Origin of the sequence: Acidovorax sp. Leaf78, from assembly GCF_001422735.1 — a bacterium.
Lineage (GTDB): Bacteria > Pseudomonadota > Gammaproteobacteria > Burkholderiales > Burkholderiaceae_C > Acidovorax.
Map to the genome: position 1 here is coordinate 264,936 of NZ_LMLZ01000024.1, position 15,065 is coordinate 280,000.

Genomic DNA, 15,065 nt, shown 5'->3' on the forward strand with positions numbered 1-15,065 from the left:
CCATGTCCAACCTCAACTCCCTCGCCATCGCGATCGACGTCGCCGAGCGCAAGCGTGACGCAGCCCGCCAGGTGCTGCAGGACACCCTGGCTGCGCAACAGGCTGCACGTGCGCAGCTGGACCAGCTGGAAGACTACGCCCGCGAGACCGAGGCACGCTGGGGCATGAAGGCCGACACGGCCATGCAGCCCGAGGTGATGTACCACCACTACCAGTTCATGGACCGCCTCGGCCACGCCGCCGGCATGCAGACGGGCGTAGTGGGCGACCATGCCGGCCGGGTCGAGACCGCCCGGCGCGCCTTGCTGGAGGCCGAACTGCGGCTCGCCAGCCTGCGCAAGGTCATCGACAAGCGCCGCCATGACCTGGAGCTGGTGCAGACACGACGAGAACAGAAACAAACCGATGAGCGAGCCTCGTTGCAGTACAGCAATGTGAGCCGCAACTCGGTGGGCCAGGAGTAAGCACTATGGAACAGACAAAAATTTCTTCTTCACAGGGAACGCAGCCGGCCCACGCTGTACGGTCCCGTTCTTCCGCACCAGCGACCGATACCGCCGACGCTGCGGGTTCGGGCGGATTCCTTGCGCTGCTGGCAGCGCTGGGGGACGGATCTTCACCGTTGGACGGTGCGCCGCTCGACTTGGGGAGTGCTGAGCAGGATGCCACGGTGGCCTTGCTGCCTGACGCGGGCACGGATGCCGCAGATGCCGCCGCGATGGCTGCGTGGCAGGGGTTGCTGGCGCCATCGGCCCCGGGGCTTTCTGGCGTCGATACGGCAACGCTTGCGCAAGACGGGGTCCTGGGCGGTGGAGGGCGCGCCAGCGCACTGAACAGCGCGCTGGTGGGCGTGGACGGCATGCCTCAAGGCCTTGTGGCCGAGACCGCGATGCTCGATACCTCTGGCGACCTCAAAGGCGGCCCGCAACCTGGAGTGGGGCAAGGCTTCGGACGTGCGTTCTCGCGGTTGCAGAGCAGTGCACTGGCGCAGAAAGCCGATTCGCTGGAGGCCCTCGGCGGCCGGACGGCGGCGGGAGACAGCGGCAAGCTGCAGTCGACGCTGCAGGCTTTCACGCCAACGGTGGGCGCAAGCTTCCAGGCGATGGGCGAGCCGCGCATGGCCGGTGGCGGCGCGGGTGAGCGTTCCTTTACCGGCGTGCCGGGGATGTCGGCCATGGAGTCGGGCGCGCCGGCGGTCGACGGCTTGCTGGCAGCGACGGCATCGTCCCGCGGCGGAGAGTCCTCGGGCGGCCGCTCGGGCGATGGCCAGCAGGGTGCAGCAGCGTGGTCCGACGGCCTGTCGGCCAGTGCCCCGCAAGAGGCCGGCAATGTGGATGGGTCCGTGTTCACCGACCCGGCCCAGGCCGGGGTGGAAGAGCAGGTGGCAGACCAGGTGGCTTACTGGGTCCACCAGAAGACCCAGAACGCCGAACTCACGCTCAACCGTGACGGGCAGCCCGTGGAGGTGTCGGTGACGCTGTCGGGCAACGAAGCCCATGTGTCCTTTCGCAGCGACCAGGCGCAAACGCGTGACATGCTGGACCGCAGCATGGCGCAGTTGAGCGAGTTGCTGCGCAGCGAGGGGCTGGTGCTCTCGGGCATGTCCGTGGGTACGTCTGCCGGCCAGGGCGCAGGCTCCGGCGAGCAGCCGCGTCAGCGCGACGGCGGCGGCACCCGCCAGGCGCAGGTGGTGGCGACAGCGCCGGTGGGTACCGCGTCGCTGCAGCGCAGCGGCGGCTCACCGGACCGTGCGGTCGATGTCTTCGTGTAACGCTACCCGGGGCGTGCGGGGCCGGGCCTAGGCAGGGTGCCACGCACAGTCTGAGCCCCAGGGCAGGTCGAGCGGGCCGAATGCCATGGTTTATGGCTTTTATTCTGGCTATTATGGGCTGCCTCTTCGTCCAATAATGGGCCTTCCAGCTTTGCCCGCCCCCTGATGGCGCAGGCGCGGCTTGCTCACTACCGCAAGGAATCCGCATCGTGTCAGCCAATACTCCTGCAGCAGCACCTCCGGCCAAAAGCAAGAAGATGCTCATCATCATCATTGCAGCCGTGGCTGTGCTGGTGATCGGTGGCGGTGCTGCGGCGTGGTTCATCTCCAGCCGCTCGCACGCCGATGCAGAGGACGGCGGTGAAAAAGTGGCGCACAAGGAAAAAGAGACCCCCAAGGTCGCGCCCACGTTTTTGCCGCTGGAGAACATGGTGGTCAACCTGGCCGATCCTGGCGGCGACCGGTTCGCCCAGATCGGCATCACCCTGGAAGTGGAAGATGCGAAGACGGCCGAGCAGGTCAAGCAGTACCTTCCGTCCATCCGCAGCGGCATCCTGATGCTGGTGTCGCAGCGCACGTCTGCCGAGCTGCTGCAGCGCGAGGGCAAGGAAAAGCTGGCCACCGATGTGTTGCGCGAAGTCTCGCGCCCCCTGGGCTACTCGGTGCCCTCAGAGCGTGAACGTGAGCGCGAGCGCGCCCGCGAGAAAGAGTCTGCCGATGATGAAGACGACCGCCCCGCGCGCCGCCGCGCGGAACCGCGCAACCCCGTGCGCCGCGTGCTTTTCTCCAACTTCATCATCCAATGACCCGGGCAAGGACCAGTCATGAGTGATTCGTTTCTTTCGCAGGAAGAGGTCGACGCCCTTCTGGAAGGGGTCACGGGCGAAAGCCAGAAGTCGGTCGAGGAAGTGGCCGAGGCGGGGTCGGTCCGCAACTACGACATCTCCAGCCAGGAGCGCATCGTCCGCGGCCGCATGCCGACGATGGAAATCGTCAACGAGCGGTTTGCGCGCAACTTCCGCATCGGCCTGTTCAACTTCATCCGCCGCAGCCCCGAGATTTCGGTGGGCACGGTGTCGGTCCAGCGGTACAGCGCCTTCCTGCGCGAGCTGGCGGTGCCCACCAACTTCAACATCGTGGCCATCCGCCCGCTGCGCGGCAGCGGGCTGATCGTGTGCGAGCCGTCGCTGGTGTTCGGCATCATCGACACGCTGTATGGCGGCGTGGGCAAATTCCAGACGCGGATCGAAGGCCGGGATTTCTCGCCCACCGAGCAGCGGGTCATCAACCGCCTGGTGGAGGTGATCTGCACCGAGTACAAGAAAGCCTGGCAGGGCATCTACCCGCTGGAGCTCGAATACCAGCGCTCGGAAATGCAGCCGCAGTTCGCCAACATCGCCACGCCCAGCGAAATCGTGGTGTCGACGGCGTTCCAGCTCGAAATCGGCGACCTCTCCGGCGCGATCCACATCTGCATGCCGTACGCCACGCTGGAGCCCATCCGCGATGTGCTGTACTCCTCCACGCAAGGCGACTCCATCGAGGTGGACCGCCGCTGGGTGCGGGTGCTGACGCGCGAGATCCAGGCGGCCGAGGTGACGCTGGTGGCAGAGCTGGCCAAGGCCGATGCCACGGTGGAGCAACTGCTGGCCATGAAGCCGGGAGATTTCATCGAACTCGACCGTGAGCCGCGCATCCGCGCGTCGATCGGCGGAGTTCCAATTTTTGAATGCCAGTACGGAACCCACAATTCCAAGTACGCCATTCGCATTGAAGAGTGCCTGCGCAATTCGGACATGAGCTGGCTGGGAGAAAAAGATGGCAACTGAAGAAGACAACAAGGACGCGGCCGCGGAAGATCCGTTTGCGGGTTGGGCCGAGGCGCTCGAAGAGCAAAAGAGCACGGACGGCAAGCCCGCCGATGGCGAGCAGGGCGGGCCGCTGTCGGGCGAGCCCGTGCGGCCTTTCTCTGGTGCTGGCGGTGGTGGCGACACCATCAACGACATCAACATGGTGCTGGACATTCCGGTGCAGTTGTCGGTGGAGTTGGGGCGCACCAAGGTGCCCATCAAGTACATCCTGCAACTGGCGCAGGGCTCGGTCGTCGAACTCGATGCGCTGGCCGGCGAGCCCATGGATGTGCTGGTGAACGGCTACCTCATCGCCCAGGGCGAGGTGGTGGTGGTGAACGACAAGTTCGGTATCCGCCTGACCGATGTGGTGACGCCTTCGGAGCGCTTGCGCCGTGTCAGCCGTGGATAGCAGCGGCATGACCCAGACCTTGCTGGTGGTGGTGCTCTTCGTGGGCGCCATGGCCTGCCTGCCGTGGCTGATCAAGCGTTTGCAGCAGCGGCATGCCGCCAGCTCGATGGCCGCAGGCACCGCGTCGCGCGTGTTGTCGGTGGTGGCGGTCGGTCCGCAGCAGCGGGTGGTGACGGTAGAGGTTGGACCCGAGCATGCGCGCACCTGGCTGGTGTTGGGGGTGACGGCTCAGAACGTGAGCTGCCTGCATGTGTTGCCGACCGCTCCCGCAGCCACGGGCCTGGGCGCCCCCGCGGTGGGTGCCGCTCCGGTGGTGGGCAGCGCACGCGCAGAGCCTTCATTCGCACAGGAAGTGGCTATCGCCGTGGCTGGTGCAGGAAAGCCGTCCAATGGTTGAAGGGCGCTCTGTGCGCCGCCTGGCGGCCTGGGGAGCGCTGGCGGCTCTGGGCCTTGCGCTGCAAGCTCCGGCGTTTGCGCAGGCTGCGGGTGGGTCATTGCCTCTGGTGGTGGGCAGCGGCCCTGGTGGCACCAACTACTCGGTGCCCATCCAGACACTGCTCTTCTTCACGGCCCTGTCCTTTTTGCCCGCCGTGCTCCTCATGATGACCGGCTTCACGCGCATCGTGATCGTGCTGTCGTTGCTGCGGCAGGCGCTGGGCACGCAGTCGGCGCCGCCCAACCAGGTCATCATCGGGCTGTCGTTGTTCCTCACGTTCTTTGTAATGGGGCCCACGCTGGACCGGGTGTACCAGGACGCATATGTGCCGTACACCACCAATGCGATCACGTTCGATCAGGCCCTGGAAAAAGCCGAGGCGCCGATGCGCAGCTTCATGCTCAAGCAGACCCGGCAGTCGGACTTTGCGCTGTTCTCCCGTCTGGCCCGCCTGGACCCGAAGGTCACTGCCGAGACGGCACCACTGCGCGTGCTGGTGCCGGCCTTCGTCACCAGTGAATTGAAGTCGGCGTTTCAGATCGGCTTCATGATCTTCATCCCGTTTCTGGTGATCGACATGGTGGTGTCCAGCATCCTGATGTCGCTGGGCATGATGATGCTGTCGCCGGTGCTGGTGGCGTTGCCGTTCAAGCTCATGCTGTTTGTGCTGGCCGACGGCTGGAACCTGCTGATCGGCTCGCTCGCAGCCAGCTTCGTACCCTGAAGGAGTCCGCAATGACCTCGCAAATGGTGCTGACCATCGGGCGCGATGCCCTGACGCTGCTGCTGATGATCTCCATGCCCGTGCTGGGCGTGGTGATGGCTGTCGGCCTGGTCGTGAGCATCTTCCAGGCCGTCACGCAAATCCATGAAGCCACGCTGGCATTCGTGCCCAAGCTGATCGCTGCCATGGTGGTGTTTGCCATCGCTGGCCCCTGGATGATCAGCACGCTGGTGGATTTCATCCGCCGGACGATTGAGTCCATTCCGTCGATGATCGGCTAGGCCACGCATCTGCCGTCCCCACCCGGCGACGGTTGTCTGGCCCTGCCTGTTTTGCCCCGCTGAGGACCGCGCGTGATCACCTTTTCGGAAGCCCAGTTGATGGCGTGGCTGTCGCCCATCCTGTGGCCTTTTCTGCGGGTGCTGGCGGTGTTTACGGTGGCGCCCGTGTTCTCCATGCGCGTCATCCCGATGCGGGTGAAAGTCGGCCTGGCGTTTCTGGTGGCCGTGTGCGCGCAAGGCGTGCTGGGTGAGCAGCCGGTCATCAGCGTCAATGGGCGCGAAGCGATGGCGGCGGTGGCCCAGCAGGTGGTCGTAGGGCTCGCCATCGGCTTTGCGGTGCGGCTGGTGTTTGCCGCCGTGGAGCTGGCAGGCGAACTCATCGGCTTGCAGATGGGGCTCAACTTCGCGTCGTTCTTCGATCCGTCCTCCAACACGCAGATCAGCGCGGTGGCGCGTTTCTTCGGGCACATGTCCTTGCTGCTGTTCGTGGTGATCAACGGGCATCTGTTGATTCTCATGGCCGTGGTGAAGAGCTTCGAGCGGTTCCCGGTCAACGGCAACTTCATGCAGGCACTAGGCCAGATGCGACTGCACGAGATGGGTTCGGCGCTGTTCTCGAGTGCGCTGTGGATTGCGCTGCCCATGATTGCGCTGCTGCTCTTCGTCAACCTGACCCTGGGCATCATTTCGCGGGTCGCACCGCAGATGAACATCTACTCGGTGGGATTTCCCGTCACGCTGACGGTGGGCATGCTGGGCATTGCGGCGACACTGCCCCTGCTGGAGCAACCCGTGCTGGCGCTGATGCAAAAGGCGGTGGATCTTTTCGCCAGGTAGGCGGCACCGTGGCGCGCTACACCAAACCGTTGCGGATGGCGTAGACCGTCAGTTCCGCGTTGTTGGAGAGCTTGAGTTTTTCGAGCACCCGGGAGCGATAGACGCTCACGGTCTTGGGGCTCAGCATCAGCTCTTCGGCGATGTCCGACAGGCGCCTGCCGGAGGCGATCTTGACCAGGGTCTGCAGCTCCCGTTCTGACAGCGTGGTGTGAGGCAGCTCCGGAGTCGGCTGCGCCAAGCTGTCGGCCAGCATCTGCGCCACCTCCGCCGTGAGGTACTTGCGGCCCTGCATCACGGTGCGCACGGCCGCAATCAATTCGACCGGGTCGCCGGCCTTGTTGGCATAGCCCTGGGCCCCGGCTTTGAGGCAGCGCAGGGCGTACTGGTCTTCGGGGTACATCGACACCACCAGGACCTTGATGGCCGAGTGGGTCTCGCGCAGGCTGGTGAGTACTTCGAGGCCGCTGCGGCCCGGCATGTTCAGGTCGAGCAGCAGCACGTCGCAGGTGGCGGTGCGCAGCACGTCCCGGAGCTCGGAATACCCCCCGGCTTCGCCCGTGACCTCGATGTCCGGCGCATCGGCCAGTGTGTCGCGAATCCCACGCCGCAGCACGGCATGGTCATCGCACAGGACCACATGAATCACTGAGCATCTCCAGAATCGGGTGGTATGGCCTGTGATGTTAGCGGTATGGACAGGATCACGGAGGTTCCGTGGCCCGGCCGGCTGCTGATATCCAGCCATCCCCCGACGGTCCGGGCACGCTCGTGCAGGCCCTTGAGGCCGAAAGCCTTGGGCTTGTCGAGCATTTGAGCGTCGATACCTTTGCCGTCATCGGTCACTTCCAGGGTCAACACTCCCTCCCTGTCAGACAGGTCGATGTCCACCTTGCGGGGCTGGGCATGCTTGGAAATGTTGGTCAGCGCCTCTTGTGCGGTGCGGTAGGCCACCAGCTGGACCTCCGGGGGCGTGTGCACGGTCTCGCTGTTGCTGACCACCCGGGCCGGAACGCCCGTGCGGCGTTCGAAACCGGCGGCCAGCCACTGCACGGCAGCCACCAGACCCTGCTCGAGGATGGGAGGGCGCAGGTTCATCATGATGCGCTGGCTGGCGCCAATGGCGTGCTGGAGCATGTCGGTGGCGGACTGGGCGTGCTCCTGCATGGCCGGGTCCGAGCTGTGGCGTCCGATCCACGCCACATCAAATCGCACCGCGGTCAGCGCGCCGCCGATGTCGTCGTGGATCTCGCGGGCTATCGATGCGCGCTCCTGCTCGATCGACAGCTGCAGGTGTTCGGTCAGGTCTGCGAGCCTGCGCTCCGATGCGGCCAGGTCCGCCACGGCCTGCTCGCGCGCCCGGCGGGCCTCGTGCACCTCGATCGCGCGTGCAATCACGTGCGGAAGCCGCTGGAGGTCATCTTTGAGCAGGTAGTCGGCGATCCCCAGGCGCATCGCATCCACCGCTGCCGCTTCGCCAATAGCCCCTGAAAGCAGCACGAAGGGGGGATGTTGCGGCTTTTGCGCCACATGTGACCAGGCGTCCAGTGCGGTGAAGCCTGGCAGTCGGTAATCCGCCAGGATGACGTCAAAAGACTGCTGATCGGTAAGCTTTTGAAATTCGGGAAGCGAATCCACCCTCTGGAGGTGGCATTGAAGGCCGGATCGCCGCAATATCCTGGCAGTCAGGTCGTGATCTGTCAGTGAATCTTCAAGATGCAGGATGTTCAGGGTCTGGTCTGATGCTATGGTGACCATAGGGGCGCTATCATAGGATACAAATTGGAACAAACAAGGGTGTTTGTCCGGTTGGGGCGGTTTCAGCGTACGCGTCCAATGGGCGATAACGCCGCGGTGCGTGCACCGGTTTTGGCTGTTGTGCGTGTATCGTAGTCCTGTGTTTTTTGCGTGCTGTGCTGCTGCGTGCTGCGATGGAGAAACGATGCAATCTACGCTAACAACCTCTGGAGGACCTGCTGTCCAGGTTCCCGTCATGGTGGCGGCAGAGTTGCAAGACTCCCTGCTGGTTGTCATGCACGACCTCCATCGGCTGGAGGGACTGCTGAGCCATGCCACCGACAACCTCATGGAACGCTTTGGCGAGGCCAATGCGGTGCTGACCGATGAGACCGTGGCCCATTCCCCGGAACTGGTGGCGGCGCGGGCTGCGCTGCGCAACGCCGTGACCGAGCTCCAGTTCCAGGACATGGCGTCCCAATTGATCTGGCACACCACCAAGGTTCTGCAGGGATGCGCTTTCCGGCTGGCCTCGGAGGCCATGGGACACGAGGATGGGGAAGAGGCCGCGCCTTTCGCCGAAATGGCGCCAGACCGCCCGAACCCGGTCACTCAGAGCGAGATGGATGCAGGTTCGGTGGACCTGTTCTGACCTTTACACCGCTGGTTAACCTATATATTCAAGTCAGTTGGAGCCATACATGCAATCGATCCTTGCCGTAGATGATTCACCCTCCATGCGGAAAATGGTGTCGTTCACCCTGACGGGCGCCGGCTATCACGTTGTGGAGGCGGTGGATGGGCAGGATGCCCTGGAGAAGGCCGAGAGTCACGATATCGATCTCGTGCTGGCCGACCAGAACATGCCGCGGCTCGACGGGATCGGCCTGACCCGCAAACTGCGCGAGAACCCCAAGTTCAAGACCATTCCCATTCTGATCCTGACCACCGAGTCCAGCGACCAGATGAAGCAGGCAGGACGCACCGCAGGCGCAACGGGCTGGCTGGTCAAGCCGTTCGACCCCAATCGCCTGATCGAAGTCATCCAAAAAGTGATCCGCTGAGCCCAGTCGGCCCGGACTACCCAGTACACAGCAGGAGCCTACGATGGCGGATACCTACCAAGAAGGATCGGGCGGGGGCGCTGACTTCGACCTGAGCCAGTTCTACCAGATCTTCTTTGAAGAGGCCGGCGAGAACCTCGACCAGATGGAGCACATGCTCCTCAATCTGGACCTGGTCAATGCCAATGACGAGGAACTCAACGGGATCTTCCGTTGCGCTCACTCGATCAAGGGCGGCTCAGCCACGTTCGGTTTTTCGGATGTGGCGGAGCTGACGCACCAGATGGAGTCGCTGCTGGACAAGCTGCGCCGCCACGAGCTGCAGCCGATTCCTCAGATGGTCGACGTGTTGCTGGAGTCTGCCGACGCTTCGCGCAGTCTGCTCGCCCGCCACCAGGCAGGTGGCCAGGGCGAGGCGGTGTCCACCGCATCGCTGGTGCGCCGTATCAGCGACCTGGCGGCCGGGCAAGTGCCTGGCGAGGCTGCCGCTGCAGCGGCACCGCCGCCCCCAGCACCGGCACCAGCGCCAGCGCCTGCTCCGGTAGCAGCTGCACCTGCGCCCAAGGCCGCAACGCCAGCCGTGGCAGGGCAGGCACGCAAACTCCAGATTCAGATCGGCCCGCTGGAGCGTTTGCAGCAAGCCGATGCCATCAAGGAGTTGTTCCGCGACATTCCAGGCCTGGGCGCGATCCAGGACCTGGAGAGTTCGCAGCCGAACACCCGCCTCTTCGCAGTGGAAACCACCTCCACCGACGACGACCTGCTGGACCTGTTTGCCTTCCATGTGGCCAAGGAACAGGTGCTCATCCGCGATGCAGCGGCAGCAGCAGACAGCGCTCAGCCTCTGGCAGACGACGAGGAAGTGTTGGTCGCTGTCGACCCGTCTGGCAGCGAGGCGCCGTACGGTTTCTTCAACGATGCGCCCGGAGCGCCTTCTGACGCGCCGCAGGCTGCCGCACAGGCCCCCTCTCAGGCCAAGGCTGTGGCTCCCAAGGCTGCCGAGCCCAAAGCCGCCATCCAGGCCCAAATGGAATCCACCACCATCCGGGTGGACGTCAAGAAGGTCGATCAGCTGATCAACCTGGTGGGTGAACTGGTCATCACCCAGGCGATGCTGGCGCAAAACAGCCGTGGCCTGGATGCCGGCGCCTACCAGCAACTGCTGGCAGGCCTGGCCGATCTGGACCGCAACACGCGCGACCTGCAGGAATCGGTCATGTCGATCCGCATGATCCCCATGTCCATCGTGTTCAGCCGGTTCCCGCGCATGCTGCGCGACCTCGCAAATAAGTTGGGCAAGAAGGTGGAGCTGGTCACGCTGGGCGAAGCCACCGAGCTGGACAAGGGCCTGGTCGAGAAGATCACCGACCCACTGACCCACCTGGTGCGCAACAGCTGCGACCACGGTATCGAAATGCCGGCCGACCGCCTGGCCAAGGGCAAGTCGGAGCACGGGACCATCACCCTGTCGGCGTCCCACCAGGGCGGCTCGATCGTGATCGAGGTGCGCGACGACGGCCGCGGGCTGTCGCGCGACAAGATCCTGAAGAAAGCCCAGGAGCGTGGCCTGGAAGTGTCCGAGCAGATGAGCGACGCCGAGGTGTGGCAGCTGATCTTCGCGCCGGGCTTCTCCACCGCCGACGAAGTTACCGACGTGTCCGGCCGCGGTGTGGGCATGGACGTGGTCAAGCGCAATATCGCAGCGCTCAACGGCTCGGTCGAGATCGATTCCGCCGAAGGCTACGGCATGAAGGTCTCCGTGCGCCTGCCGCTCACCCTGGCCATCATGGACGGCATGTCGGTGGGCGTGAGCGACGAGGTCTACATCCTGCCGCTGTCGTCGGTCGTGGAGTCCTTCCAGGTCAACTCGGACGACGTGAGCACCGTGGCGCAAGGTTCCCAGCTGGTGAAGGTGCGCGACGAGTACATGCCGGTGATCGCCCTGGAGAAGATCTTCCAGGTACCGCGCTTCGACCCCAACAAGTCCAGCAACATCATGGTCGTCGTGGAGGCCGATGGCAGCCGCGTGGCTTTGCTGGTGGATGAGCTTCTGGGCCAGCACCAGGTGGTGGTCAAGAACCTGGAGTCGAACTACCGCAAGGTGCCCAACGTGTCTGGCGCGACCATTCTGGGCGACGGCACGGTGGCCCTGATTCTGGACACGGGCGGTCTGGTGCGCAGGGCGCGCCACTAATTTCAAGCGATTCGAGCGCGCCAGCCTGCAGCGGGCGGCGCGGCTTAAAAAGGAGTGTGCACCATGAGTGTGATTGGAAAGACAGCAGAAGCGGTGCCAACCGGTACGCGGGAATACCTCACGTTCCGTCTCGATCAGGAAGAGTACGGGATCGATATCCTGAAGGTGCAGGAGATCCGGGGCTACGAGCCCCCGACACGCATTGCGAACGCCCCGAGCTTCATCAAGGGTGTGGTCAATCTGCGCGGCACCATCGTGCCTATCGTGGACATGCGCATCAAGTTCAACTGCGCGCAGGCCGACTACAACAGTTTCACGGTGGTCATCATCCTGAACCTGCGCAACCGGGTGGTCGGGATCGTGGTGGACTCGGTGAGCGATGTGATGGAGCTGACGCCTGAAAGCATCCGTTCCGCACCCGATATCGAAAGCGCGATCGATGCCAGCTGCATCCTGGGCCTGGGCTCGGTGGGTGAGCGCATGCTGATCCTGCTGGATATCGAAAAGCTCATGTCCGGCGTAGACATGGGGCTGGTGGCGGCCACCGAATAGGCCACACCCGCATGGACCGGCGACGGCGGCAGTGGGCCGCGTCGCCACTGTGGCTTGCAGATCTCTTGGAGTGAACAGAACTTCCCGTCGGATGATCAATATGGCCCAACCCACCAGCGCATCTGCTTCAGCCCGATCCCCCGCGTCCCGGGCGGAATCCGCCATGGCCGGGGCTCCATCGGGGCCTTTGGCGCAGGGGCGTGAGTTCGTCTGGACCAATGCCGACTTCGCGCGCGTCCAGGCCTTGATCTATCAACGCGCGGGCATCAGCCTGCACGATGGCAAGCACGCCATGGTGTACAGCCGCCTGTCGCGGCGGCTGCGGGATACCGGCCATTCGAGCTTTCATGACTACCTGGGTTGGCTGGAAACGCACGACGGCCCCGAGTGGCAGGAATTCATCAACGCGCTTACCACCAACCTCACGGCCTTTTTTCGCGAGCAGCACCATTTCGAAATCTTTGCCTCGCACCTGCGGGGCAAGCCGGGCACCAGCTGGCGAGTCTGGTGCAATGCTGCGTCCACGGGCGAGGAGCCGTATTCCATCGTCATGACCGCTTTCGAAGCGCTGGGGGCCAACGGTTCGTTCAAGCTCACGGCCAGCGACATCGACTCGCGGGTGCTGGCGACGGCGGCGCAGGGCGTGTACCGGCTGGATGGCCTCAAGGGCCTCAGCCCCGAGCGCCTGCAAAAGTTCTTTCTGCGCGGCAAGGCGGGCAACACCGGCATGGTGCGGGCCAAGCCCGAACTGCGCCGCGCCATCGACTTCATGAGCGTCAATCTCATCCGCGACGACTGGCCGTTCAAGGAACCGTTCGACGTGGTCTTTTGCCGCAACGTCATGATCTACTTCGATGCGCCCACCCAGCGGCGTGTGCTGGAACGAATCCACAGGGTGCTCAAGCCCGGTGGCATGCTGTTTGTGGGCCATGCAGAGAATTTCAGTGAATCCAGAGACCTGTTTACGCTGCGTGGCAAGACGGTGTACGAGCGCCGTTGACCTGTCCATGTTGTCGCACCGCACCTAGCACCATGACCAACATCCAAGCAGGATCATCCCCCTCTCTGGCGGCAGCCGCGAGCGGCTCCGCAGAGCGGCGCCGCGCACCGCGCATTGCCCCGCTGAGCGCGGACATCTATTCGCCCGGCAATGCTCCTGCGCGGGAGTCTTCGCTGCAGGACCTCAAGGCGCGCAGCCGCAAGCCGGGCGAAGCGTCGTTCTTCTACCTGGACCATCACTTTCAGCACAACGCAGTAAAGGTGCTGCCCGGGGAGTATTTCGTTGCCGACGAAAGCATGGTCATCATGACGGTGCTGGGCTCGTGCATCGCCGCATGTTTGTGGGACAGCCGGGCGCGCATCGGTGGCATGAACCACTTCATGCTGCCCGATGGCGATATCGCGGATGCATCGGGGCGCTACGGCTCGTACGCGATGGAACTGCTCATCAACGAAATGATGAAGCAGGGTGCCCGGCGCGAGACCATGCAGGCCAAGATCTTTGGCGGTGCGCAGGTCATGCACAACTTCACGACCATGAACGTCGGCGAGCGCAACACCAACTTTGTTCTGAATTACCTGCATACCGAGCGCATTCCCATCGTCTCCGAGGACGTGCTGGACATCTATCCGCGCAAGGTGGTCTTCTTTCCCGTGACCGGGAAAGCCATGGTCAAGCGGCTGGCCCACGCCCATCCGGAGGCCCTGGTGGCCCAGGAAGTGAAGGGCAATGCGGCTACCGTGGCCAAGACCACCTCTGGCGGTTCTGTGGATCTGTTTTAAAGAAAGCGTGAGTGAATGAGCAGGAAAATCCGGGTGATCGTGGTGGACGATTCGGCACTGGTGCGGAGTCTGCTGTCCGAGATCATCAACCGGCAGCGGGACATGGAGTGCATCGGCACTGCCAATGACCCCTTGATAGCCCGCGAGATGATTCGCGAGCTCAACCCCGATGTCATTACGCTGGATGTCGAGATGCCCCGCATGGACGGCATCGATTTTCTGGGTCGGCTCATGCGGTTGCGTCCCATGCCGGTGGTGATGATCTCGACGCTGACGGAGCGCGGAGCCGAAGTGACTATGAAGGCGCTGGAGCTGGGCGCCGTCGACTTTGTGGCCAAGCCCCGTGTCGGCCTGGCCAGCGGGCTCAATGATCTGGCATCGCTGATCGTGGAGAAGATCCGCGTCGCCGCGGTTGCGCAGGTGCGCCGTGCGCCGGTGCGGGAGGCTGCGGTTCCCGGTCACGCTGGCAGTGCCGCCGCCGCGCCGCCGTCCGCGTCGGCACTGCTGGGTCGTCTGTCCACCGAGAAGCTGATCTGCATCGGCGCGTCGACAGGCGGCACCGAAGCGATCAAGGAGGTCCTGGTGCACATGCCGGCGGACTCGCCGGCGATTGTGATCACCCAGCACATGCCGCCCGGCTTCACCACCAGCTTTGCCGCGCGCTTGAACGGCCTGTGCCAGATCACGGTTAAAGAGGCGGTCAATGGCGAGCGCATCCTGCCTGGCCACGCCTACATTGCTCCTGGGGGAACGCAGTTCCATGTGGCGCGCAGTGGCGCCAACTACGTGGCTGTGGTGGACGACGGCCCGCCGGTGAACCGCCACAAACCCTCGGTCGAGGTGTTGTTCAAGTCCGCTGCCGCGGTGGTGGGGCGCAACGCGTTTGGCATCATGCTCACGGGCATGGGCAACGACGGCGCCGCAGCCATGCGGGAAATGAAAGATGCGGGCAGCTACAACTACGTGCAGGACGAAGCGACCTGCATCGTGTTCGGCATGCCGCGCGAAGCGATTGCGCACGGGGCAGCGGACGAAGTGCTGCCACTGGGGCAGATTGCGCCAGCGCTGATCAGCCGCTTGCGCGGGGCCACCGACAGGCTGCACCATCGTATTTGATGGATGGATGGAGGGCGGGGGCGCTTGGAATGCCAGGCTCAGCACCGAGGCGCTTCGCCGGTCCCCAATCCCAATAGCCGGCTGATTCGCCCAGGCGCCCAGCGCCTCGGGTTCTTCATGCTCCTCAGGCGGACAACGCAGTCCAGCGCTCCAGCGCCGCCATCAACTCGTCATCAATTTCACTGGAGCGTGCGCCCATGGTGGCTGCGCGGGCAGGGTCAGTGCTGTACAAGCTGCCATCGGCCAGTCCTTCTTGCAGGGTTTTTTGTTCCGCTTCAAGTGCAGCGATACGTGCGGGCAGCTGCTCGAGCT

At 64.1% G+C, this 15,065-nt stretch carries 19 protein-coding genes (1 of these 19 only partly in view); 16 read left to right on the forward strand and 3 right to left on the reverse strand.

Annotation, left to right across the window (positions count from 1 at the left end; all coding sequences use genetic code 11):
• Window positions 1-2: 2 nt before the first annotated feature.
• The 9 genes from fliJ to fliR all read left to right on the forward strand — a co-directional run bounded on the left by fliJ (window position 3) and on the right by fliR (window position 6,311).
• On the forward strand, window positions 3-464 hold the full coding sequence (fliJ, locus tag ASF16_RS23360; protein WP_056172944.1) for a flagellar export protein FliJ: 462 nt from the start codon (window positions 3-5) through the stop codon (window positions 462-464).
• Between the two features lie 5 nt (window positions 465-469).
• Window positions 470-1,771: a flagellar hook-length control protein FliK gene (locus ASF16_RS26915; RefSeq protein ID WP_235507493.1), complete on the forward strand. Its 1,302-nt coding sequence runs from the start codon at window positions 470-472 to the stop codon at window positions 1,769-1,771.
• Window positions 1,772-1,980: 209 nt separating this feature from the next.
• Complete coding sequence (gene fliL, locus ASF16_RS23370) at window positions 1,981-2,577, forward strand: flagellar basal body-associated protein FliL (RefSeq protein ID WP_056172947.1); 597 nt, start codon at window positions 1,981-1,983, stop codon at window positions 2,575-2,577.
• 18 nt (window positions 2,578-2,595) lie between these two features.
• The gene (gene fliM / locus ASF16_RS23375) at window positions 2,596-3,600 is read left to right on the forward strand and encodes a flagellar motor switch protein FliM (RefSeq protein WP_056172950.1); all 1,005 of its coding nucleotides are present in this window, start codon (window positions 2,596-2,598) and stop codon (window positions 3,598-3,600) included.
• Entirely contained in the window at window positions 3,590-4,033 is a 444-nt protein-coding gene (gene fliN / locus ASF16_RS23380) for a flagellar motor switch protein FliN (protein WP_056172953.1), read from the forward strand. Before fliM ends, fliN begins: the two co-directional genes overlap by 11 nt.
• A 7-nt stretch (window positions 4,034-4,040) precedes the next feature.
• Window positions 4,041-4,430, forward strand: coding sequence for a flagellar biosynthetic protein FliO (locus ASF16_RS23385; protein ID WP_056172956.1), 390 nt, complete (start codon window positions 4,041-4,043; stop codon window positions 4,428-4,430).
• Window positions 4,423-5,193, forward strand: a complete 771-nt coding sequence (gene fliP, locus ASF16_RS23390) for a flagellar type III secretion system pore protein FliP (RefSeq protein ID WP_056172958.1) — start codon at window positions 4,423-4,425, stop codon at window positions 5,191-5,193. The genes ASF16_RS23385 and fliP overlap by 8 nt, the downstream gene beginning before the upstream one ends.
• An 11-nt stretch (window positions 5,194-5,204) precedes the next feature.
• Window positions 5,205-5,474: a flagellar biosynthesis protein FliQ gene (fliQ, locus tag ASF16_RS23395; RefSeq protein ID WP_056172960.1), complete on the forward strand. Its 270-nt coding sequence runs from the start codon at window positions 5,205-5,207 to the stop codon at window positions 5,472-5,474.
• A gap of 72 nt (window positions 5,475-5,546) precedes the next feature.
• The gene (gene fliR / locus ASF16_RS23400; protein WP_056172962.1) at window positions 5,547-6,311 is read left to right on the forward strand and encodes a flagellar biosynthetic protein FliR; all 765 of its coding nucleotides are present in this window, start codon (window positions 5,547-5,549) and stop codon (window positions 6,309-6,311) included.
• A 16-nt stretch (window positions 6,312-6,327) separates the two neighbouring features.
• On the opposite strand, the gene ASF16_RS23405 is transcribed toward fliR, so the two are convergent.
• Together ASF16_RS23405 and ASF16_RS23410 are read right to left on the reverse strand one after the other, a co-directional pair.
• Window positions 6,328-6,957: a response regulator transcription factor gene (locus tag ASF16_RS23405; protein WP_056172965.1), complete on the reverse strand. Its 630-nt coding sequence runs from the start codon at window positions 6,955-6,957 to the stop codon at window positions 6,328-6,330.
• Window positions 6,954-8,066, reverse strand: a complete 1,113-nt coding sequence (locus ASF16_RS23410) for an ATP-binding protein (RefSeq protein ID WP_056172968.1) — start codon at window positions 8,064-8,066, stop codon at window positions 6,954-6,956. Before ASF16_RS23410 ends, ASF16_RS23405 begins: the two co-directional genes overlap by 4 nt.
• Window positions 8,067-8,250: 184 nt before the next feature.
• Between ASF16_RS23410 and ASF16_RS23415 the strand changes: the two genes are divergently transcribed.
• The 7 genes from ASF16_RS23415 to ASF16_RS23445 all read left to right on the forward strand — a co-directional run bounded on the left by ASF16_RS23415 (window position 8,251) and on the right by ASF16_RS23445 (window position 14,753).
• Window positions 8,251-8,697 carry a hypothetical protein gene (locus ASF16_RS23415; protein WP_056172971.1) on the forward strand — a complete coding sequence of 149 codons (447 nt, stop codon included), beginning with the start codon at window positions 8,251-8,253 and terminating at the stop codon, window positions 8,695-8,697.
• A 49-nt stretch (window positions 8,698-8,746) separates the two neighbouring features.
• On the forward strand, window positions 8,747-9,109 hold the full coding sequence (locus ASF16_RS23420) for a response regulator (protein ID WP_056173069.1): 363 nt from the start codon (window positions 8,747-8,749) through the stop codon (window positions 9,107-9,109).
• A 43-nt stretch (window positions 9,110-9,152) separates the two neighbouring features.
• Window positions 9,153-11,303 carry a chemotaxis protein CheW gene (locus tag ASF16_RS23425; RefSeq protein ID WP_056172974.1) on the forward strand — a complete coding sequence of 717 codons (2,151 nt, stop codon included), beginning with the start codon at window positions 9,153-9,155 and terminating at the stop codon, window positions 11,301-11,303.
• Window positions 11,304-11,366: 63 nt separating this feature from the next.
• On the forward strand, window positions 11,367-11,855 hold the full coding sequence (locus tag ASF16_RS23430) for a chemotaxis protein CheW (RefSeq protein ID WP_056172977.1): 489 nt from the start codon (window positions 11,367-11,369) through the stop codon (window positions 11,853-11,855).
• Window positions 11,856-11,955: 100 nt separating this feature from the next.
• Complete coding sequence (locus ASF16_RS23435) at window positions 11,956-12,855, forward strand: CheR family methyltransferase (protein ID WP_056173073.1); 900 nt, start codon at window positions 11,956-11,958, stop codon at window positions 12,853-12,855.
• A 32-nt stretch (window positions 12,856-12,887) separates the two neighbouring features.
• Window positions 12,888-13,637, forward strand: a complete 750-nt coding sequence (gene cheD, locus ASF16_RS23440) for a chemoreceptor glutamine deamidase CheD (RefSeq protein WP_056172980.1) — start codon at window positions 12,888-12,890, stop codon at window positions 13,635-13,637.
• Between the two features lie 15 nt (window positions 13,638-13,652).
• Entirely contained in the window at window positions 13,653-14,753 is a 1,101-nt protein-coding gene (locus ASF16_RS23445) for a chemotaxis response regulator protein-glutamate methylesterase (protein ID WP_056172983.1), read from the forward strand.
• 124 nt (window positions 14,754-14,877) lie between these two features.
• Here the strand turns inward: ASF16_RS23445 and ASF16_RS23450 are convergent, their stop codons facing one another.
• On the reverse strand, window positions 14,878-15,065 hold the 3' end of the coding sequence (locus tag ASF16_RS23450; protein ID WP_056172988.1) for an ATP-binding cassette domain-containing protein. It continues 1,723 nt past the right edge of the window; only the last 188 of its 1,911 coding nucleotides appear in the window; its start codon lies beyond the right edge, outside the window; it ends in the stop codon at window positions 14,878-14,880.

Excerpts from the sequence above, each read along its gene's own strand:
- fliJ (WP_056172944.1), top strand. The coding sequence starts at position 3 with ATGTCCAACCTCAACTCCCTCGCCATCGCGATCGACGTCGCCGAGCGC.
- ASF16_RS26915 (WP_235507493.1), top strand. The coding sequence starts at position 470 with ATGGAACAGACAAAAATTTCTTCTTCACAGGGAACGCAGCCGGCCCAC.
- fliM (WP_056172950.1), top strand. The coding sequence starts at position 2,596 with ATGAGTGATTCGTTTCTTTCGCAGGAAGAGGTCGACGCCCTTCTGGAA.
- fliN (WP_056172953.1), top strand. The coding sequence starts at position 3,590 with ATGGCAACTGAAGAAGACAACAAGGACGCGGCCGCGGAAGATCCGTTT.
- ASF16_RS23385 (WP_056172956.1), top strand. The coding sequence starts at position 4,041 with ATGACCCAGACCTTGCTGGTGGTGGTGCTCTTCGTGGGCGCCATGGCC.
- fliP (WP_056172958.1), top strand. The coding sequence starts at position 4,423 with ATGGTTGAAGGGCGCTCTGTGCGCCGCCTGGCGGCCTGGGGAGCGCTG.
- fliQ (WP_056172960.1), top strand. The coding sequence starts at position 5,205 with ATGACCTCGCAAATGGTGCTGACCATCGGGCGCGATGCCCTGACGCTG.
- ASF16_RS23410 (WP_056172968.1), bottom strand. The coding sequence starts at position 8,066 with ATGGTCACCATAGCATCAGACCAGACCCTGAACATCCTGCATCTTGAA.
- ASF16_RS23415 (WP_056172971.1), top strand. The coding sequence starts at position 8,251 with ATGCAATCTACGCTAACAACCTCTGGAGGACCTGCTGTCCAGGTTCCC.
- ASF16_RS23420 (WP_056173069.1), top strand. The coding sequence starts at position 8,747 with ATGCAATCGATCCTTGCCGTAGATGATTCACCCTCCATGCGGAAAATG.
- ASF16_RS23425 (WP_056172974.1), top strand. The coding sequence starts at position 9,153 with ATGGCGGATACCTACCAAGAAGGATCGGGCGGGGGCGCTGACTTCGAC.
- ASF16_RS23430 (WP_056172977.1), top strand. The coding sequence starts at position 11,367 with ATGAGTGTGATTGGAAAGACAGCAGAAGCGGTGCCAACCGGTACGCGG.
- ASF16_RS23435 (WP_056173073.1), top strand. The coding sequence starts at position 11,956 with ATGGCCCAACCCACCAGCGCATCTGCTTCAGCCCGATCCCCCGCGTCC.
- cheD (WP_056172980.1), top strand. The coding sequence starts at position 12,888 with ATGACCAACATCCAAGCAGGATCATCCCCCTCTCTGGCGGCAGCCGCG.
- ASF16_RS23445 (WP_056172983.1), top strand. The coding sequence starts at position 13,653 with ATGAGCAGGAAAATCCGGGTGATCGTGGTGGACGATTCGGCACTGGTG.